Origin of the sequence: Hyphomonas sp. (genome assembly GCF_041689225.1) — a bacterium.
Classification (GTDB): Bacteria; Pseudomonadota; Alphaproteobacteria; order Caulobacterales; family Hyphomonadaceae; genus Hyphomonas.
The window spans coordinates 42,946-62,685 of sequence record NZ_JBDNGN010000107.1; the positions used below are offsets into that span (position 1 = coordinate 42,946).

General features: G+C 61.8%; 19 protein-coding genes. 10 read left to right on the forward strand and 9 right to left on the reverse strand.

From position 1 onward, the window contains the following. Positions 1-46: 46 nt before the first annotated feature. Positions 47-964 (reverse strand): fatty acid desaturase family protein, encoded by a 918-nt coding sequence (locus ACESNB_RS10090; RefSeq protein WP_373006859.1) that lies wholly within the window; start codon positions 962-964, stop codon positions 47-49. A 70-nt stretch (positions 965-1,034) separates the two neighbouring features. On the opposite strand from ACESNB_RS10090, the gene ACESNB_RS10095 reads away from it, so the two are divergent. Further along, positions 1,035-1,838: a hypothetical protein gene (locus ACESNB_RS10095; RefSeq protein WP_373006861.1), complete on the forward strand. Its 804-nt coding sequence runs from the start codon at positions 1,035-1,037 to the stop codon at positions 1,836-1,838. A 95-nt stretch (positions 1,839-1,933) separates the two neighbouring features. Continuing rightward, on the forward strand, positions 1,934-2,677 hold the full coding sequence (locus ACESNB_RS10100; RefSeq protein WP_373006863.1) for an alpha/beta fold hydrolase: 744 nt from the start codon (positions 1,934-1,936) through the stop codon (positions 2,675-2,677). A gap of 6 nt (positions 2,678-2,683) precedes the next feature. Here ACESNB_RS10100 and ACESNB_RS10105 read toward each other — a convergent pair whose 3' ends face one another. Continuing rightward, positions 2,684-5,275: a response regulator gene (locus ACESNB_RS10105; RefSeq protein WP_373006865.1), complete on the reverse strand. Its 2,592-nt coding sequence runs from the start codon at positions 5,273-5,275 to the stop codon at positions 2,684-2,686. 196 nt (positions 5,276-5,471) lie between these two features. On the opposite strand from ACESNB_RS10105, the gene ACESNB_RS10110 reads away from it, so the two are divergent. The 3 genes from ACESNB_RS10110 to ACESNB_RS10120 all read left to right on the forward strand — a co-directional run bounded on the left by ACESNB_RS10110 (position 5,472) and on the right by ACESNB_RS10120 (position 8,975). Further along, positions 5,472-7,337 (forward strand): DUF885 family protein, encoded by a 1,866-nt coding sequence (locus ACESNB_RS10110; protein ID WP_373006867.1) that lies wholly within the window; start codon positions 5,472-5,474, stop codon positions 7,335-7,337. Between the two features lie 4 nt (positions 7,338-7,341). Further along, on the forward strand, positions 7,342-7,986 hold the full coding sequence (locus tag ACESNB_RS10115; protein ID WP_373006869.1) for a YceI family protein: 645 nt from the start codon (positions 7,342-7,344) through the stop codon (positions 7,984-7,986). Between the two features lie 71 nt (positions 7,987-8,057). Next, complete coding sequence (locus tag ACESNB_RS10120) at positions 8,058-8,975, forward strand: TerC family protein (protein ID WP_373006871.1); 918 nt, start codon at positions 8,058-8,060, stop codon at positions 8,973-8,975. Between the two features lies 1 nt (position 8,976). Here the strand turns inward: ACESNB_RS10120 and ACESNB_RS10125 are convergent, their stop codons facing one another. After that, positions 8,977-10,065 carry a FliM/FliN family flagellar motor switch protein gene (locus ACESNB_RS10125; protein ID WP_373006873.1) on the reverse strand — a complete coding sequence of 363 codons (1,089 nt, stop codon included), beginning with the start codon at positions 10,063-10,065 and terminating at the stop codon, positions 8,977-8,979. A 343-nt stretch (positions 10,066-10,408) separates the two neighbouring features. After that, a complete protein-coding gene (dksA, locus tag ACESNB_RS10130; RefSeq protein WP_340692291.1) occupies positions 10,409-10,825 on the reverse strand; it encodes an RNA polymerase-binding protein DksA in 417 nt (138 codons plus the stop codon). Positions 10,826-11,140: 315 nt separating this feature from the next. On the opposite strand from dksA, the gene ACESNB_RS10135 reads away from it, so the two are divergent. Further along, positions 11,141-12,358 (forward strand): hypothetical protein, encoded by a 1,218-nt coding sequence (locus tag ACESNB_RS10135; RefSeq protein WP_373006875.1) that lies wholly within the window; start codon positions 11,141-11,143, stop codon positions 12,356-12,358. Positions 12,359-12,366: 8 nt separating this feature from the next. Here ACESNB_RS10135 and ACESNB_RS10140 read toward each other — a convergent pair whose 3' ends face one another. The 3 genes from ACESNB_RS10140 to flbT are packed head-to-tail and all read right to left on the reverse strand — an operon-like array spanning position 12,367 to position 13,726. Next, positions 12,367-13,017 (reverse strand): MarC family protein, encoded by a 651-nt coding sequence (locus ACESNB_RS10140; protein ID WP_373006877.1) that lies wholly within the window; start codon positions 13,015-13,017, stop codon positions 12,367-12,369. Positions 13,018-13,028: 11 nt separating this feature from the next. Further along, complete coding sequence (locus ACESNB_RS10145) at positions 13,029-13,322, reverse strand: hypothetical protein (protein WP_373006879.1); 294 nt, start codon at positions 13,320-13,322, stop codon at positions 13,029-13,031. Positions 13,323-13,339: 17 nt separating this feature from the next. Then, a complete protein-coding gene (gene flbT, locus ACESNB_RS10150) occupies positions 13,340-13,726 on the reverse strand; it encodes a flagellar biosynthesis repressor FlbT (protein ID WP_373006881.1) in 387 nt (128 codons plus the stop codon). 423 nt (positions 13,727-14,149) lie between these two features. Between flbT and ACESNB_RS10155 the strand changes: the two genes are divergently transcribed. Then, entirely contained in the window at positions 14,150-15,025 is an 876-nt protein-coding gene (locus ACESNB_RS10155) for an AAA family ATPase (RefSeq protein WP_373006883.1), read from the forward strand. Between the two features lie 91 nt (positions 15,026-15,116). Here the strand turns inward: ACESNB_RS10155 and ACESNB_RS10160 are convergent, their stop codons facing one another. Beyond that, positions 15,117-15,872: a DUF2270 domain-containing protein gene (locus ACESNB_RS10160; RefSeq protein ID WP_340692297.1), complete on the reverse strand. Its 756-nt coding sequence runs from the start codon at positions 15,870-15,872 to the stop codon at positions 15,117-15,119. 63 nt (positions 15,873-15,935) lie between these two features. Further along, the gene (locus tag ACESNB_RS10165; protein ID WP_373006885.1) at positions 15,936-16,682 is read right to left on the reverse strand and encodes a hypothetical protein; all 747 of its coding nucleotides are present in this window, start codon (positions 16,680-16,682) and stop codon (positions 15,936-15,938) included. A 121-nt stretch (positions 16,683-16,803) separates the two neighbouring features. Between ACESNB_RS10165 and ACESNB_RS10170 the strand changes: the two genes are divergently transcribed. The 3 genes from ACESNB_RS10170 (at position 16,804) to ACESNB_RS10180 (ending at position 19,738) form a co-directional block, all read left to right on the forward strand. After that, positions 16,804-17,985: a VWA domain-containing protein gene (locus ACESNB_RS10170; RefSeq protein ID WP_373006887.1), complete on the forward strand. Its 1,182-nt coding sequence runs from the start codon at positions 16,804-16,806 to the stop codon at positions 17,983-17,985. 65 nt (positions 17,986-18,050) lie between these two features. Further along, positions 18,051-18,962 (forward strand): alpha/beta fold hydrolase, encoded by a 912-nt coding sequence (locus ACESNB_RS10175; protein WP_373006889.1) that lies wholly within the window; start codon positions 18,051-18,053, stop codon positions 18,960-18,962. Then, positions 18,962-19,738 carry a crotonase/enoyl-CoA hydratase family protein gene (locus ACESNB_RS10180; protein WP_373006891.1) on the forward strand — a complete coding sequence of 259 codons (777 nt, stop codon included), beginning with the start codon at positions 18,962-18,964 and terminating at the stop codon, positions 19,736-19,738. The genes ACESNB_RS10175 and ACESNB_RS10180 overlap by 1 nt, the downstream gene beginning before the upstream one ends. Positions 19,739-19,740 lie beyond the last annotated feature (2 nt).

Below are 19,740 nucleotides of genomic sequence, written 5' to 3' on the forward strand. Positions count from 1 at the left end.
TGCGCAATGCGTCCAGCATAGACCGGGCGGCGCGCAAGAAACAGTGTCAGGCCACTGCGGCGCCTTCGGGGTCGTCGTGACGTACTGCGCGCTTCAGCACGTCAAGATAACCGCGCGAGATACAGTCATGGTCGCGGTAATAGCCACGCGACGAGAGCAGGCGGTGCAGCCTGGGCAGGTTGTAGCCCGGCACGGCGGCGAAGTGATGGTGCTCAAGGTGATAGTTCACCTGGTTTGGCGCGATGAACAGACGTTCCCACCAGGACGCGAGCGTCGTGCTAGTATTGTCGCGCGGGTCGAGACTGTCGCGGTCAATGGCGACGCCATGCTCGCCGATCTGGCGCACACGGGTCAGCACGGGATAGACGAAGATCTCGGCGGCCCACCACATCAGGTAGGCCCAAGGCGCGCCAACCGCTGTCAGCACGGCCAGCAGGCCGACATGGAAGACGAGCCACGGATAATGCTTCTTCAGCTTGAAGCCTATCAGCTTCATCATCGTGTCACGGAAACCCGTGCGACCGGTGACGTCGCGCACCAGCTTGCGCTTCAGGCTGTCGCGCGAGACTGGATAATTCTTCACGAAAATCTTGTCCGGGTCCTGCGGCGTACCGGCATATTTGTGGTGCTTCAGGTGATAGGCGCGGTAGGCATAGACAGAGATGTTCAATGGCGCGCCGCACAACCAGTGGCCGATCAAGTCATTGCCCGCCTTGCTCTTCACGAAGGCATGGTGGGCGCAGTCATGATTGAGGATGCCGAGACCAAGCTGGCGCCCGCCAAGGAACACGATCGCCGCAAGGATGGTCAGTGGGTTCGTCCAGATGATCGGCACGGCAAAGGCCGCCATGATCAGCGCCCAATTGAACAGGAGCGAGGCGATGGCCTTCACGTCTGATGGCGTTGACAGCTCTCGCAATTCTTCTTTCGAAACGGCCTCGGACAAGCGTACGGCTTCGGTCATAGTCGGGCGTCTCCCAATCGGTTTGTTCTGATTATTTGTATTTGTAACACGATTGTGCACAATAGGTCAAATGTCGTTACGTTTTGAACCCCTCGCCGCCGAAGACGTATCCGCGCGCACCCTTGTCCTGTCGCTGATGAGCGTACGCGGACGGCGGACGCAGGCGCTGACCTACCTGACTCGTGCCGGCGCCCTGTTCGGCATCGAGCCGACCGCCATCCGTATGGCGGTCACGCGGCTCGTTCGGGACGGCCTTCTGGAGAGCGTCGACCGCGGCACCTATGCGACCGGCGCCAAGGCCGCTGCCTTGACTGCAGAGATCAGCGACTGGCGTACGGCACCGGATCGGACGCAGTCGTGGGAGGGCGGCTGGATCGGGGTCATGACCAACCATCTAGGCCGGACCGACCGCAAGGACCTGCGTGCTCGCATGCGCGCCCTCCGGCTCTACGGCTTTGCGCAAGCCGAATCCGGGCTGTGGGTCAGGCCGGATAATTTGCGCCTGTCACTGGCCGACTTGCGCGCGGCGCTGGTGCGCATCGGCCTGCAGGCGGACGCGCTGCTCGTCACGATAACCGAGACTGCCCTCCCCGCAGGCACGAACTGGTGTGACCTTTGGTCTACGGATGCGTTGAAAGCCCGCTACGAGTCCGCCATCGCCGCCATGCAGCAGAGCCGCAAGGCCGCTCCGGGACTGTCGCGCGATACCGCAGCGAAAGAAACGCTACTGATCGGCCAGTCGGTGATTCGCACAATCAACCTCGATCCGCTCCTCCCGGAAGAGATCGGCGACGCCACCCTGTTTCGGCAAATGGTGTCCGAAATGGAAGACTATGACCGGTTTGGCCGCATCTGTTGGGTCAGGATTAACTGACCGCTTCCCCTTGGATGCGAATTCCTTGCTCCGGGACCTAGCTTGTGTCTCAATACCACTCAGGAATCGTCACCTGGGCTCGGGGGAGCAAGACAATGATCCTGTTTGTGCACGGCGTGCCGGATACGCCTTTCTTGTGGGGCCCATTAGTCAAGGCACTCGGCCTGAAGCCGGACCAATGGATGGCGCCGGCGCTGCCGGGCTTCGGCTGCCCTGTCCCGCCCGGATTCACTCGCACAAAGGACGCCTATGCCGACTGGCTGATCGCGCAGATGGAGGCCGTCGGCCAGCCAGTGAACATTGTCGGCCATGACTGGGGCGCGCTCCTGACGCTGCGGGCCTGTTCCCTGCGACCCGACCTGGTGGAAAGCTGGTGCGTCACCAATGCCGTAATCGACAGCAAGTATTCAGGTCACCGCATGGCACGGATGTGGGCAACGCCGCTGCTTGGCGAGCTTGTCATGACGGGCATGCGCGATGAGACGAAACTGCAGGCCGCGCTGGTCGAAAGCGGCATGCCGCCTGCCATGGCCGCGCATGAGGCGCCGCTGGTCGACAAGACAATGCGCCAGTCGATCCTGAAACTCTACCGGTCGGCCCGGGGCCTGCGCATTTCCGGGGACTGGGAAGACGATCTCGCGGACCTGCCGGCCAAGGGCCAGCTCTACTGGGGCGAGAACGATCCCTTTGTCGGCCTGTCGGTCGCGCAGCGCTTTGCAAAGCGCTGGGACGCCCCCCTCCATGTCGAGCATGGTGCGGGCCACTGGGCCTGCGCCGAACATCCGGGCAGCTTCGCCCTCGTCCTCAAGGAGTTCTGGGCGACCAAGCGAATGATGTGAGGCCGGTCAGGCCGCTTCAGCCTTCGGGTTGCCCAGTTCCATCTTCACCCGCTCGGCCAGCTGGCGTGAGGTGAACGGCTTGGCTAGGAACGAGACCGCACGGTCATCGTCAAGCTGCTTGGCAAGGTCGCGCTCGGCATAGCCAGAGATAAAGATGACGCGCGCATGGCCGAGCAAAGCCTTGGCTTCGCGGATCAGGGTCGGGCCGTCCATGCCGGGCATGACGACGTCAGAGATGACGAGATCAAAGCTGCCAGGCGCGTCTTCGAGTACTTCCATGGCCTGTTCGCCGTCACAGGCCTCCGAGACGTCATAGCCGCGCTTGCGCAATTGCGTCGCCGTGATGGCACGCACGCCGTCTTCGTCCTCGATCAACAGGATGCGGCCACGCCCGGAAATATCCATCGGACGATTTGCCAGTTTTTCGGCCTGTGTGATCTCGACCGGCGCCGGGATGTCTTCGGCCCGAAGCGCCGGAAGATAGATCTGGAACGTCGTGCCTTTGCCGACCGTCGAAATCGGGCAGATATAGCCGCCCGACTGCTTGATGATGCCATAGACCGTCGCCAGGCCGAGGCCCGTGCCGACACCGGCTTCCTTGGTTGTGAAGAAGGGCTGGAAGATCTTGTCCATCACTTCGCGCGGCATGCCATGGCCAGTATCTTCCATTTCGATCAGCATATAATCGCCGTCTTCAACAAAGCCGAAACCCTTGGCCTGCGCGTCCCGGCCGGTTGCACGGGCCGTCCGTATCGTGAGCTTGCCGCCATTATTGTGGCTGATCATGGCGTCACGCGCATTGGTGGCGAGATTGATGATTGCGGTTTCGAGCTGGTTCTTGTCGGCCTTGATATGCGGCACGTCGCGGCCATGCGTGACCACGATCTCGACGCGCTCGTCGAGGATCTGGCGCAGAAGGATCGAGAACTCGGACAGGAAGTCCGTCACGTTGAAGATTTCGCGCTTGAACGTCTGCTGGCGGGCATAGGCCAGCAACATGCGGACCAGGTCTTTCGCACGGATCGAGAATTCGTGGATCGACTTCAGATTATTGTAGGACGGGTCGCCCACGGGGTGGCTGGTCATCAGGTCTTCATTGTTGAGGATGATGCCCTGCAGCACATTATTGAAGTCGTGCGCGACGCCGCCAGCGAGCTGGCCGATGGCCTGCATCTTCTCGCCATGGGCAAGGCGCAGTTCCAGTTCACGTTGTTCGGTAATGTCGATGACATAGGCGACCGACGGCCGGCCATTGCTGTCGAGCGTGACGAACACGTTGACATGGCGCGGTTCAGGACCGGCCAGCTTGAGGCCAACCGGCTTGTCGATAGCATCAATCAGCGAGGCATTGAGCGCTTCCTGGCCCTCGTCAGCCACGAACAGGTTCGAGAAATGACCGCCCGGCGTGGCTTCGCCGCCGGTCATCTCCATCAGCGCGCGGTTGGCATCGAGAATGATCGCACCATCGACGCCGTCACCTTGCAGGCGGACCGCGCCGAACGGCGCGTCGTCAAACATCGGGTCGCCTTCGAGACGCGGCGGACGCGAGGATGAGGCAAAGTTCAAACGCTCTTCCTGGCCGTTCATCACCTGCTGGTTGGCGAGGATGATCGTGCGGCCGGCGGCCTCTGCGCCACGTCCGGCCCAGGTCGTGATCGCCTGCACAGGCACTTCAACACCGTCACGCGCGCGCAGCTGGATATCGGCCCGGCCCGGCGCGCCGGTCTTTCGGTCGCGCGCCAGCATTTTCACGAATTCCGGGCGCATGATGTCGTCGATACGGATATTCTTCGCCGTTTCCGGCAGGCCAAGCATCTCGCGCAGCCAGGAATTGGCATAGGTGATCGTGCCATCAGGGCGCGCGGCAAAGAAGCCCATCGGGGCGTCTTCGACATAGAGGGATTTCAGGTCCGATGCGCCGGTTGCTTCCTGCTGGCCGGCAATACGGCGGATGCGCCAAAGCACGCGCTGGCGCGGCAGCGGCGACACGCCAATTTCGAACTGGGCCGGCACCTGGTCCGATCCGATCGTAATCGGCGGCAGGACTTCGCGGCGCGCAAGGCCGGCCTTCGCGGACTTGGAAAGGCGGTATACAGGGGCAGCAAGGCCCGGATTGGCGCCGAACAGGCGGTCGACCGTGACCGCGCCGCCATCAGCCTGTCCGATCATCAGCGCAATCCGGCTGAGTTCATTGTAGGATTCATTGGCCGCAACCGGCGCACCGCCCTGATCGGTGATCAGAACGGATTCGTCGAGCGCCTCGATCCAGCCGAAACGCGGCATATTGGTTTGCACGGCGCGGGCAGCCGAACCCCGTTCGGGGAAGAGGCCTAGGAACCGCCCTGCCCCGCGCACACTCCAGAGCAGGAATACGAGGCCACCGGACGCCATCGAAATCAGCAGGATCGGGCCGGGCGCGCCGGACGCTTTCGGCCAGGCGAGTGCAACGCTGGCGGCAGCGATCGAAATCAGCAGGCAGCCCCAGAACAGGAGCTGCATGACATCGAAACGTCCACCCAGCTCGGCGAAGCCTTCACCGCCGGTGATTTCGCGATCATCGCCAGTATTGGCCGCCTGTGTGAGTTCCAGGGAATCCATGCGCGTTACGTCTCCTGCACCGACAGCATCACAGCGTGCCGGATCACTATACATTGATTCCGCCGGCACGCGGCCGACTCAGCCGTAGCGGAATCCTAGTCGACTTATATTGGCACGGCAAAGGTTAACGAAACCAAAAAAAGCGTTAAGACTCACTGTGGAAATCGCGCAAACCTCATCTGATTCGGAGTTTCTCATGACACGTACCGCCACCGCCCTTGCGGCCATCCTGATACTCGCCGCCTGCGCTACGCCCACGGCGCCCGAGGCCCCGATCGCTGAAGCATTGGCGCCTGCTGAAGTGACGCAGGACGAAAGCGCACGCCTCAACGACTGGTTCGAAATCAAATTCCAGGAAACCGTGGCCCGCAGCCCGATGACCCAGACCTATCTGGGCATCAAGGATGATTACGACAAATGGGACGACGAATCCGACGCGCACGCACTGGAAGACCTTGAATTGCAGCGCACCATAGTCGCGGAAATGAAAGCAACGTTCGATTTCGACGCGCTTGACCCACAGGCGAAACTGTCCTGGCGGCTGACCGAATACGAACTGTCCCAGGCCAAGGCGGCCTTCCCCTTTCGCGACCACGCATACGTGTTCAACCAGATGTTCGGCGTTCAGTCCGGCATTCCCGCCTTCCTAGTGAACCAGCACAAGGTGAGCAGCCCGTCAGACGCCGAGGCCTATATCGCGCGGCTGGAGGGCATTCCGGCCTATCTCGGTCAGAATGTCGCCAATTCGCAGGCCGCTGCAGCAAAGGGCATCCTGCCGCCACGCTTTGTCTATGACTATGTCCTGTCGGATTCGCGCGGCGTCATTACCGGCTATCCATTCACATCCGACGTCGCCGATGGCAGCGAAGACAGCCCGCTGATGGACGACTTCCGCGGGAAAGTGACGGAATTGGAAAGCTCGGACGGGGTCACCCCGGATGAGGCCGCATCGCTTCTGGTCCGGGCCGCTGATGCGCTCAAAGCATCCGTCGGGCCGGCCTATGACGCCGCCATTGCAGAACTGGAAGCGCAAGCGGCTGTCGCGACGACAGATGATGGCGCGTGGAAACTGCCTGATTCCGACGCCTATTACGCTATGCGCCTGAAGCAGATCACAACGACCGACATGAGCGCCGACGACATCCACGATCTGGGTCTCGCCGAAATGGCCCGTATCCAGGACGAGATGCGCGGCATCATAGTCAAGGTCGGCTTCGAGGGCAGCCTAAAGGACTTCTTCGACTTCACACGGACCGACCCGCAATTCTTCAAGCCGAATACAGACGCGGGCCGCGCGGCATACCTCAGCGAAGCGACAGCGGCGATTGACGCCATGCGCGAAGACTTGCCGATGGTGTTCAGGACTTTCCCGAAAGCCGACTTGATTGTGAAGGCAGTCGAGCCCTTCCGGGAGCAGTCGGCCGGCAAGGCTTTCTACTCGCGTCCCGCGCCGGATGGCAGCCGTCCCGGCACCTACTACGCCAACCTCTACCGCATGCAGGACATGCCCACCTACCAGATGCAGGCGCTCGCCTTCCATGAAGGCATTCCGGGCCACCACATGCAGATCGCCATGGCGCAGGAACTGGAGGGCATTCCCAGTTTCCGCAAGTTTGGCGGCTATACGGCCTATACTGAAGGCTGGGGCCTCTATTCCGAATTGCTTCCGAAGGAAATGGGATACTACTCTGATCCGTATGATGATTTTGGCCGGCTCGCGATGGAAATCTGGCGTGCGGCCCGGCTCGTTGTCGATACCGGCATTCATGACAAGCACTGGACTCGCGAACAGGCCGTCCAGTACCTGATGGACAATACACCCAACCCTGAAGGCGACTGCCAGAAGGCCATCCACCGCTATATCGTGATGCCGGGTCAGGCCACGGCCTACAAGATCGGCATGCTCAAAATTGTCGAACTGCGTGAAATGGCGAAATCAGAGCTGGGCGACAGGTTCGACATTCGGGACTTTCACGATGTCGTGCTGAGAGACGGCGCCGTGCCGCTGGCCATCCTTGAGCAGAATGTGAGAGCCTGGGTGGACGAAACCAGGGAGAGCTAAGGCCATGAACAAGCGCCTGTTGAAACCGGCAGCGGCGGGGCTCAGCCTCGCCCTTCTGGCGGCCTGCACGGCCGTCGTGGCGCCGCTGCTGAAACCGGACGTGAGCACGGCAATCACCCGCGTGAAGGCTGGCGACTATGCGCTTGATCCCGCGCACGCGTCGGTCCTGTTCCGCATCAACCATCTCGGCTTCTCGACTTATGTCGGCCGGTTCGAGACGTTCGATGCCAGCCTCACGGGTGATGCCGCCGATCCGGCCAGTTCAAGCGTCGAGGCGGTGATCGACATGACCACGCTCGATGTCGCGAACACACCGTTCGCCGCCGAGCTCATGGGGCCTGACTGGTTCGACACTGCCACATTCCCGCAGGCTGTCTTCAAGTCCACATCCGTCGCGATGACAGCTGACACCACGGCGAAAGTGACAGGGGACCTGACCCTGCGCGGGGTGACAGCGCCCGTGACGCTGGACGTGACGTTCAATGGCGCCGCCTTTGACCGGCTGCGCGACGCGGACGTGGCAGGCTTTTCGGCAGTGACGACAATCGACCGGACGGTCTTCGGCGTGTCGAGATTTTCGGGCCTTGTGACCGACACGGTCGACATCGAGATCGAGGCTGAATTCATCCGGCAAACCGCAGCGCGATAGACGGAACGTTATCAATTCCAAGGCGCTAACCCTCGTGACACCACCACGAAGCAAAATGCGAGGGCGCGGCCATGCTGGCAGGTTTTATCCAGGAAGTTCTTTCAGTATCGGGCCTGTTCACGCTCTTGATGCTGCTGATGCTGCAGGCCGTCCTCGGCTTCGACAATCTGCTCTACATCTCGATTGAGTCCAAGCGCGTGGGCGAGGATAAGGCACCCATGGTGCGGCGCTGGGGCATCGGCCTTGCCGCCCTGTTCCGCGTCGTGTTGCTGTTCATCATTGTCGCGCTATTCGATGCGCTCGCTGAACCCTTGTTCGGCGTGCACCTGCCAGGCTTCTTCGTCGGAGAGTTCACGTTCCAGAGTCTGATTGCCCTCGCAGGCGGCGCCTTCATCATCTATACGGCGGTCAAGGAAATCACACACCTTCTGACCGTCGAGTTCATCGAACACAGTGAAGGCGGACGGCCCAAAACGGTCCTGCAGGCCATTCTCCTGATCGTGGCAATGAACCTGGTTTTTTCGTTCGACTCGATCCTGTCCGCCATGGCCATCGCCAATGACAAATCCGTCGATTCGGCAGGAAATATCGTGATCGCCTACCAGGTCTGGCTGATGGCGATTGCCATTATCGTATCAGGTATCGGGATGGCGCTGATGGCCGACGCCGTTGCCAATTTCCTGAAGAAAAACCGGATGTATGAAGTGCTCGGCCTCTTCATCCTGTTCCTTGTCGGCGTGCTTCTGGTCACCGAGGGCGCGCACGTCGCGCATATGCACATCTTCGGAGTCGCTATCGACGCGATGAGCAAGTCCAGTTTCTACCTGGTCATCTTCGTTCTGGTCGTGACGGATATTATCTCCTCGAATTACCAGAAACGCCTGTGGGCGCAGAAGGAAGCAGAGATTCTGGGCGACGGCTCCCCGGAAGCGTCATGCGCAGGGGCTGACGAATACATGGCGGGCAAACGTTCGGCGCGCTCAGCGTGAATTAGCGCAGGGCCGGGCCGCGTTTCGTAATGCGCAGGGCCATTTGTGCTCCCTTGCGACCAATCTGAGCCTCAGCAGCAACAGGACCATTGCGCCCGCCGGACAGGAGTTCGACCGGCTGGTCTGCCGGCACGCCGAGCAGCAGGGTCGAGCCCGCTTTCAGGTCGGTCAGGCGCGACAGCGGCACGCTCAGGCTGGCGATTCTGGCCGTTAGCACGGCGGTGACAGCGGCGCCGGACGGGGTCGGTGCGGGTGTGGCAGGGATGGGGGTTGGGCCGAGGGACGTCCGTGTAGCCGCCGCAGGCGGAACGAAGTCGAACAGGTCATCGTTGGCCAGGATCATCCGTGCCGGCATCCGCAATTGATCGAACCGGATATCGAGATCGATCACGTCAGCCGCGCCGGGCCGCGCGAGGGCGGCGGCGAAGTCGGCATCGGTTTCGATCCGGGCAAAACTGAGCGACGATGAAATACCTGCACCAAGCGGGCGGACCAGGCCTTCGAGCAGAGCCGTATCGAGCGGCGTCAGGTCGCGCGGCACGAAGGGGCCGGGCTTGCCGCCACAGGCGCTTTCGATCAGGGCCGCTGCCAGCGGGGCGCTGAGGCTGAGCATTGCGATGATTTCGCCGTTCGGCGCCGCGAAACAGGCGATCGCCCGTCCCGTTTCGCCTGAATAGAACTCCAGCGCCGACGTAAAGGTGCCGCCGGACGCCGCCGTGACGGTTGCTGCGGCGCGCAGGCCGCAGCCCTGGCGGAAGGCAAGCGACAGGCGTGCAGCAAGGCGCAGGGCATCTTCGGGAAGGTCCGGGCGGGCCGTCGTGCCCACCGGTGCCGCAGGCGTGTCCAGGTCGGGAATATCGCGGGGCGTGACCGATACGGGTTCGGGCGCTGGTTCGGGGTCCATGTCGGACAGGTCGGGCCGCAGCAGCGCCTCGATTTCGGCGGAGCTGAGCTTGCCGCGCATCACAGGCTTCTGCGTCTCGGACTCGAAGGATTCAAACCGCGTGGGCATGTCGAGCATGACGGCGGTTTCACGTCTTGGAGACATGTCCCAACCGTCGTCAGCTGTGGATGGCAATGAACGGCTCATGGGCGCAATTAGGGATCCGGTCCAGCAAACGACCAGTGTGCGCCAAGAGAGTTAACGACTGGTTAGTACTTTTCGCGCCCTACCCGCTTTGCAGGATGAAAAAACAGTTGGTCGCGGAGGCCGGGATTAACGAATCATCGCGCGATCTTAAACTAGCGAGGCTTGTCTTAAGACCCTGATTACCATCAGGTAAGGGAACGTTCGGACCTTGATGCGATGATCCTTTTAACGCACGAGGTACGACACAGAATCGCCGCGGCGTTGGGTTGATGGTAAAAAGGCGGCGGCACTTCCGAAAACCGGGAGGCCGCCGTTCTTGATTTCTGGTTCCGGAAAACCGAGATCAGTCGTCGCGCAGGGTCCGTTCCTTGCGCTCGTGACGCTCTTGCGCCTCGAGGCTGAGCGTCGCCGTCGGACGAGCTTCCAGACGGCGCAGGCCGATGGGCTCACCCGTCGCTTCACAGAAGCCATAAGTCCCGTCGCCAATCCGGCGCAGCGCACTGTCGATCTTGGAGATCAGCTTGCGCTGACGATCGCGCGTACGCAGTTCGAGCGCCTTGTCGCTTTCGGCCGACGCCCTGTCGACAACATCGGGCAACGAACCGGACTCATCCTGCAAATTGTGGATCGTCTGTTTCGCGCCGTCGAGAATGTCCGCCTTCCAGTTCTCAAGCAGCCGCCGGAAAAAAGCCAGCTGACGCTCGTTCATGAACTCCTCGTCATCGGAGGGGCGGTAATCGTCTGATAGTTCAATACTCATAGCAGACACCTTTAACCAGGATGGGCCCCGATATAGAGCGGCTAGCGATTCACTGCAATCGCTAAGCAGAAGATTAATAATCCAATGATTTCAGGTCAGTGTGGCCATTTGGTGTATATTTGATAGTAGTATGACATAAAGAATAGGTCCCAAAACCGGCAATTGCGCTGCATTTAGCAGGCTAAGGCTTGATCTTTGGATCGACGCCGCGCTCTATGAAACCTCGTCCAAAGTGCAGCTTTCGCAACGGTTTTAGTGCCCATGGCCCGCCGAAGGAAAAGATCGATCCGCTCCTCCGGCTGGATGCAGGCAGTGATGTTCAATTCGTTGCTGATCCTCATTCCTGTGATCGGTGCACAGGTCGTTGGCGGTGCGTTTTCCGGTGCCACCTTCTCCGAAGCGCCGTCGGTCGAGGCGATTGACCAGACCCGCCACAACATGGATGACGCGTTCAGCGCGATGGCGCCGCGCAACTCAGCTGACAAGTACAAGTTCTGGCATGATATCATCTCGCGCGAGCTGACCGCACGCGACGTGACGGCGGCGCGCGGTTTCCTGATGGCTGCGCCGCAAATGCTGGACCGCGAAGACGTCAAGGAGCTGATGGCCGCAGCAAATTCGGAAATCACCGGCACCGAAGACGAACGCATCGCACTTGCCGCCCTCAGAAAGTTGCCGGTCGCCGTCAGTGAGCGTTTTGCCGACGCCACGGGGTCGGCCCGCAACTTGAACACGCAAGTCGATCCGGACGAGGACAATGCGGATGTCACCGTGCCGGATCCCGAAGCCGGGGAACTGGCTGACGAGGCGGTTTCGCCAATCGTCGCAGCCCGGTTTGCCCTTCTCGGCACGCACGCCGATCTCGCCAATCATTCTGAACGCTGGATGAAGGGCGACCGGGTCGATGAACTCGTGCTCAAGATCACCGGTATCGGCCTGGACCAGGCGGACCAGGCGGACCAGCCGGATGCGCTTGCGGAATCCAACATCCGTGCCCTGTCTATCCTGAAATCGGCGCGCCGGTCGCGTCGCATTACACCTGAATTCAACGACTACCTGACAGACCGGCTAAATGCTGCCCTGCCAGATTCAGTCCTGAAGCCGGCACTGGAGGAGGCTTTCGCCGACCTTGCGATCACCAAGGTAAGGGTCCAGCGCGCACGTGCGGCCTATGAGAGCGCCATCAACCCGAAAGGCCTCGCCCGCCTGGAAACCGACCTGGCACAAATTGATCGGATCGGGACGCTGACCGATCCGTCGGCCGCCGTAACCCTGATTGAGGAGGTCAAGGACAGCGCGGACCTGCGCCGCGTACGCCTGATCGCCGAGGCCGGCGGCGACCGGTCAGTAGCCCTGTTCAAGCAGATGGGTCCCGGCGCGATGCGCGTTGCCGACACAGGCGTGCGCTGGACGCGCGAACTCGTGCTTCAGTTCATGGGTCTCACGGCTGCCGGGCTCGTCATGTTCTGGGTGACGTGGTCGACGCTGCGCCGCAGCCTGCGCCGGCGCCCGCGCATCGAAGCACCGCAATAGGCAAGGTCTCAGGCGAGGCCGAACGCGCCCTTGATGCCATCTATCAGTAACTGAACCGACAGGGCCGCGAGGATCACGCCCAGGATTCGCGTCAGGGCACCGGCGACACTGGCCCCCATGAGGCGCACCAGCGGCGCCGCCGCCAGGAAAATCAAGAGGGTCAACAGCAGGTTGAGGCCGATGGCTGAAAGGACCACCGCCTTCTCGGGCCACATCGTGGCCTCGGACATGTAGAACATCGCTGTGGCGATCGAGCCGGGCCCGGCAATCATCGGGATCCCGATCGGGAACACGGAAATATCATCCAGTTCCGTATTGGGCTTGTGCCCCCCGAGCACTTCCTCAGCCCGGTGCTCGCGCCGTTCTGTCCGCTTCTCGAACACCATGTCGAGCGCAATCAGGAACAGGAGGACGCCGCCCGCGGCGCGGAAGGCGTCGATCGAGATATGCATGGCGCCGAGTAACCAGGAGCCGCCGAACGCGAAAGCGAACATGATGATCGTCGCCACGAAGGTCGACTTGAACGCCATCTTGCGACGATACGCGGCGTCGCCCTGCGCCGTGAGGGTCGCAAAGATCGGCGCCACGCCGGGCGCATCGATCAGCACGAAAAATGTGACGAAGGTCGCGGTAAAAAGAGAGACAAGTTCTGCGCTCATGCGCGAGGCCCCTAGTCTCTCTGCACAGCAGCGTCGAGGATTTCCTGCACAAGCGGTGCAACTTTGACAGTGCCGGCTGCGGCGGAAAACTTGGACAGGTCTGCCGCGCCCGATGCCAGAGCCACCATCATGCGGTGCCCGCGCAGGCGCTGCAGCAGGCCGTCATCGCCGCGATGGCCGTCTGCCACCGCCGTTCGGCCATCGCCCAGATCAACAATGACACCGTCGCCCTGGCCAGCTTCAAGCCGGGCAATTGCCTCGTCGAGGCTCAGGCGGGCGTCGCCAGATTGTAAACGAGCGCGCATGACACTGCCATCTGCCATCAACTGCACCCTGCCGTCTCGGCCGTCATAATCTTGCGGCAGCGACTGAGCGCGCGGTACAGGTCGGCGGCGGCAACATCAGCGGAAATTTCAAGGATGCCAGCGCGTTCGTCTTCATGCGCGACTGTCGAGAGCAGCGTGGCAATGGCTTCTGCGGCCTGCGTATAGGCTGAGCCATCGATTTCGCCGAGCAGGTACATCTGCATGATGGCGAAATAGACCCGCCGCACCGGCGTCGTCGCCTCGTTCGGGCGCAGAATATCCTTCTCGCGCAGGACACGGGCCTGGTTTTCCAAGAGGAGCACGCCGCGACGGTCGCCATTGCGCACGACTGCTCCATTGACGACAAACGTCTCGCCGGGCTTCAGGGAAAGCTTCAAGGGCATCTCAAGCGAATCCAATTCTGCCTAATTCGATGAATTTTGCAGAAAGGCGTTAACGCATGATTGCCACGCGTTAAGGATCGCGAACCCGGCAGGCTGAGGCTTGGGGAAAGTTAATGTGCCATGCGCCCGTTATCATCGGGCATTTTGGATCATACGGCCTGCACCCGTCCTGAAGCGCCTTTCCTGCATGGGAATGGCAAAACACTGACGAGCGCGACGCTAAGCTGAAGCTGGTGCTCTGTGGCGGCGCGCATGGCCTATTCTTTATAGCACATGCCGAACACGGAGCGAAGTCGTTTCCGCTAGGGAATGTCCGAATTACCACTTTTTCACCGAATGTCAGGCTTCCCCTAACGTCAAAGCTTGCTCCGCCCGGTGCGCAGCCTATTGTGACCTCAACCGTTTATAAAAGGACCCTGCCCCATGCGTTTTGAAGGCACCAAGGACTATGTCGCCACCGATGACCTGAAAGTGGCCGTCAATGCTGCCATCGCGCTTGAGCGCCCCCTGCTGATCAAGGGCGAGCCCGGCACCGGCAAGACCGTGCTGGCCATCGAAGTGGCCAAGGCGCTCGGCTGCGAGCTGATCGAGTGGCACATCAAGTCGACCACCAAGGCCAATCAGGGCCTCTACGAATATGACGCCGTCTCACGCCTGCGCGACGGCCAGATGGGTGAAGAGCGCGCCAAGGACGTCAAGAACTACATCAAGAAGGGCAAGCTGTGGGAGGCTTTCACCGCCAAGAAGCGCCCCGTCCTGCTGATCGACGAGATCGACAAGGCCGACATCGAGTTCCCGAACGACTTGCTGCAGGAACTCGACCGGATGGAGTTCTTTGTGTACGAGACCAATGAGGTCGTGAAGGCCAAGGTCCGTCCGATCGTGATCATTACGTCGAACAATGAGAAAGAGCTGCCGGACGCGTTCCTGCGTCGCTGCTTCTTCCACTTCATCAAGTTCCCGGACGAAGAGACGATGCGCGAAATCATCGACGTGCACTTCCCCGAGATCAAGAAGAAGCTGGTCGGCGACGCGCTTACCACGTTCTACGCCATGCGCGAACTGCCCGGCGTCAAGAAGAAGCCGTCGACCAGCGAACTGCTCGACTGGCTCAAGCTCCTGATGAACGAGGATGTGGACCTCGAGACGCTGCGCGAGCAGAACCCGGACAAGCTTACCCCGCCACTGCACGGCGCGCTGCTGAAGAACGAGCAGGATGTTGCCCTGTTCGAACGCCTCGCCTTCCTCTCACGCCGCCAGGACGGCCCCGGCGGCGGACGCCGCGGCCCGGCGGGCTAAGCTCAAACTGCGACGCGGTTGAAATTGCTGGAGGCGGATCCGTAACACGGTCCGCCTCTTTCATTTGCACGATGCATCAGGCCAGCGGCACCTAATGCCCGAGAATGTCCATCTCTGCCTGGGCATCTTCGCGTGCGTTGACGTCTTTTCGGCTGTTCAGGAAGTCGGCCATCTTTGACTTGTCATGGCGTTCGTCGAGCCAGGTCTTGACCGCGATGCCGATCCAGGTCGCGTGGAACAGCAGGCCAAAGCTGATGGCGACGAGGCCCGGGATCGGGCCAATGTGCGCCCGGCGCACGAATTGCGACCAGGTTTCGACATCGGTTGGATGGATGGCGATCTTGGCGAAATAGGCCGCGCCGAGAATGGCAAATAGCCAGCCATAATTGCGGCGCAGGCGGCGGCCGATCGCCCTGATATTGGATATCCGGTATTGCGGCTTCTCGTAATCGTCCGACAGGGCCGTGCCGCGGTCGAGCGGGATACGAGCCCCCTCCCCGCGCAGCATCGGCACATAGAAGGCAATCTCCAGCACCCGCGCACGGAAGCGCCAGACATAGAAGAAGCGGTAGCGGCGTGATTCCAGCGTCAGGAACACGATGCAGAGTGCACCGACCAGCACGATGGGAAAAGGCGAGGCCTGCGCATTGGCGAAAGCGACGGACAGGCCGATGCCGGTGGAGATCACCGCCCAATTGGTCGTCTGGTCGAGGCGCTGGCGCCACACCGTCGAGCGGTAAACCTCGGCACGGTAAAGGTGGGCAAGAGCGCCCACTTCCTTGGCGCCGCAAATGGCCTCGGGCGGGTCGCCGTCAGGATCGGCAAGATCATCGTGGAATTCAGTCATGGTCGATCCTTATGAACCGGTTCAACGGCGTCGGGAAGCCTGTCAGACAAACTGTCTCACCTGCTAGCGACGGCAATAGCCGAGCGCAGCAACGGGGCCATAGCCTTCCAGCGCATTGCGCACATGGCGCGTGTCATCGGCATCGCCCTCAGACCGGATGCGTGCGGCGAGTTGGCCGGCATCGCCGGTGATCCGTCCGCGCCACAGCGCATAGCGCAGGCTACCGGGGGCCGCTGTCAGCGCGACCGCCCGGTCAAAGCTGGCAAGATCGCAGCGCTGCATGGAGAGTTCAGCTAGCGCATGGCCGAAATCCCCCTTCTCGAAATCATCGCCGAGGCCGCCGCGCGTCACCTTGGTCTGGGCCAGATCGAACATCGCGTCGATGAGTCGGCGCTGGGTGGCCGCGTCGGTCGCGAGGCGCACACCGGCGGCCATGATCTCGGGACGGCCGATATTGAATGGCGCGGCCCCGGCACGCGCGCGCTGTTCAAAACCGCTCCACCCTGATTCGGCGACAACGGCCTCGGCCTGTTGCCCGGCATAATCGACCTGCGGCGTGCGGTGGTGGGCCGGTGCGCCGAGCCGGGACTGCCATGATTGCAGCAAGGCGGCATCGCCCGAGCGACCGACAGTTTCAAGGAAAGCGGCCTGGACCCGGGCCTGCTTCTCAGGCGGCAGGACGCCTGCAGCCTCCCAGATCGCCTCGAACATGCATGTCGCCTCGTTAGGGCCCTGACAGGCCGACGGGGCCGCATGCGCGAGCGAGGCTGCCGACAGGCCGGCGAGCGGGATCAGGAAAGCCTTCAACATGCCGCCATTTCTAGGCGAGGCGGGGTGAACTGGACATGAGCGGCCAGCTTTTCGCTGCGTCAGCTTGGACATGGCGTCCAAGGCGGACTATCTTCACTTCTTACGTCAGGAAAGATGCCCCATGTTCCTCAACTTCTTCAATGAACTGCGTGAAGCCAAAGTGCCGGTCACGCTGAAGGAATACCTCATGCTCATGGAGGCCATGGACAAGCAGGTCATCGACATGGACGTGACCGATTTCTATTACCTGTCCCGCTCGGCGCTGGTGAAGGACGAGCGCAATATCGACAAGTTCGACAAGGTCTTCGGCCATGTCTTCAAGGGCCTCGACAGCCTCGCGGACGCCGTCGACGTCACCGACATTCCCGAGGAATGGCTGCGCAAGATGTCCGAAAAATTCCTCTCCAAGGAAGAAATGGACGAGATCGAGGCCATGGGCGGATTCGAGAAGCTGATGGAGACGCTGCAAAAGCGTCTCGAAGAGCAGAAGAAGCGCCATGAGGGCGGCAACAAGTGGATCGGCACCGGCGGCACGTCCCCCTTCGGTGCCAATGGCTACAATCCCGAAGGCGTCCGCATCGGTCAGGAGAAATCCCGCCACCGCCGTGCGGTGAAGGTCTGGGACAAGCGCGAATTCAAGAATTACGATGACAGTGTCGAGCTTGGCACCCGCAACATCAAGGTCGCCATGAAGCGGCTGCGCAAATGGGCCCGCAAGGGCGCGCCGGACGAACTGGACCTCGACGCGACGATCCGCAACACGGCGCGGCGCGGCTATCTCGACATCGAGATGCGCCCGGAAAAGCGCAATGCCGTCTCCGTCCTCCTGCTGCTCGATGTCGGTGGCTCGATGGATCCCTATGTGCGGATCATGGAAGAACTGTTCTCGGCGGCCAAGTCCGAGATCAAGAATCTCGAATACTATTACTTCCACAACTGCCCCTATGAGGGCCTGTGGAAGGACAATCGCCGCCGCATGAACAACCGCATTCCGACCTGGGACGTGCTGAACAAGTTCCCGTCCGACTACAAGGTCATCGTCGTCGGCGACGCCACGATGAGCCCGTACGAGATCACCTATGCCGGTGGCTCGGTCGAGCACTGGAACGAGGAAGCCGGCGGCATCTGGCTGCAGCGCTTCGTGCAACGTTTCCCGAACCTTGTCTGGCTGAACCCAGTCAAGGAAGGCGCGTGGGACTATACCGGCTCGATCAAGCTGATCCGCGAACTGGTCGGTGACCATCGCATGTTCGAACTGACGCTTGGCGGCCTCGACGAAGCGATGAAAGAACTCGGGCGCTAGCTTTACTGCCCCGGCGGCATGCCCTCTACTCTGCTCAAAACAAGAGCAGACAGGGGAAACCGGACATGGCGCGAATTGCAGCAAACGGTATAGAGATCGAATATGATGAGACCGGGTCGCCCAATGACCCGCTAATGCTGCTGGTCTCCGGCTTTTCCAGCCAGATGACATCATGGCCGGACAGTTTCCGGCGCGGCCTTGCCGATGCCGGTCGCCGCGTCGTCGTCTTCGACAATCGCGATATCGGCCTCACCACCGAACTGGTCGGACAGTCCGCGCCATCTCCGCGGGAGATTGTGAAGGGCATTGCTGCGGGCAAGCCCATGCACGACGCCGTCCCCTACCTGCTGAACGACATGGCCGCCGATGCCGCTGCGCTGGTCGAGGCGCTCGGCGCGAAAAACGCAGACGTACTCGGCGTTTCTATGGGCGGCATGATCGTTCAGCTGATGGCGCTCAACCATCCCGAACGGGTCCGCGCCCTCATTCCGGTAATGACAACATCGGGCGACCCTTCATTGCCGCCGTCAACTCCGGAGGCCACCGCAGCCCTGACCGCCGTTCCCGAAAACCGGACGCCGGACGCCGTGGCCGACCTGGCCGTAAAGGGGCGGGCTGCCTATGGATCGCATCCGGACATCCGCTTGCCGGACGATGAAATCCGCGCCGCAGCCATCGCTGCAATGGCGCGGTCCGACCGGCCCGGAGGCGTCGCTCGCCAGTATGCCGCCATTCTCGCCCAGCCGCGCTGGCATGAGCGGCTTGCATCCATCACCCACCCGACCCTCGTCCTGCATGGCGCCGTGGACACATTGATCAGGCCCGCCGCCGGGCAGGACATCGCGCGCCGCATCCCGGGCGCCGACATCGCGGTGATCGAAAAATGGGGCCATGACCTGCCGGACAGGATTGTGCCGACACTACTCGACCGGATCGCACCCTTCCTGGGGCGGTACGCGCCAGATGGCGGGTTCTGATGAGTATACCCGACACCGTCCTGACCCGGCAGGAAGCCGATCTTCTGATCATCACGATCAACAGGCCGGCCCGGCGCAATTGCGTCGACCGCGAGGCCGCCGTCGCGCTTTACGAGGCGTTCAAAGCTTTCGATGCCGATGACAGCCTTTCCGTCGCCATCCTGACAGGCGCCGAGGGCAATTTCTGTGCGGGCGCAGACCTTCAGGCCGTGGCTTCCGGCAAGGGCAACCCGGTGCGGCCGGACGGCGACATGGGCCCGATGGGCCCGACGCGGCTCGAACTCTCCAAACCAGTCATCGCCGTCGTCGAGGGTTATGCCGTGGCCGGCGGGCTGGAACTGGCGCTCTGGTGCGACTTGCGGGTGGCTTCGGATTCGGCCCGGTTCGGCGTGTTCTGCCGCCGCTTCGGCGTGCCGCTGATCGATGGTGGCACGATCCGCCTGCCCCGCCTGATCGGCGCCTCGCGCGCGATGGACCTTGTCCTGACTGGCCGCGAAGTCGGCCCGGACGAGGCGCTCGCCATCGGGCTCGCCAATTACGCCGCCCCGGCTGGCAAGGCGCTGGACCGCGCCATCCAGCTCGCAAGCGACATCGCCGCGTTCCCTCAAACCTGCCTGCGCGCCGACCGCCTGTCGGCGATGCGCCAGTGGAGCCTCGACATGGACGCCGCCCTGAAGGCGGAAGTTGAAGGCGGCCTCGACGTACTGAAATCCGGCGAGACGCTGAAGGGCGCAACCGCCTTCACAAAAGGCAAGGGCCGCCACGGCACGTTCTGAGC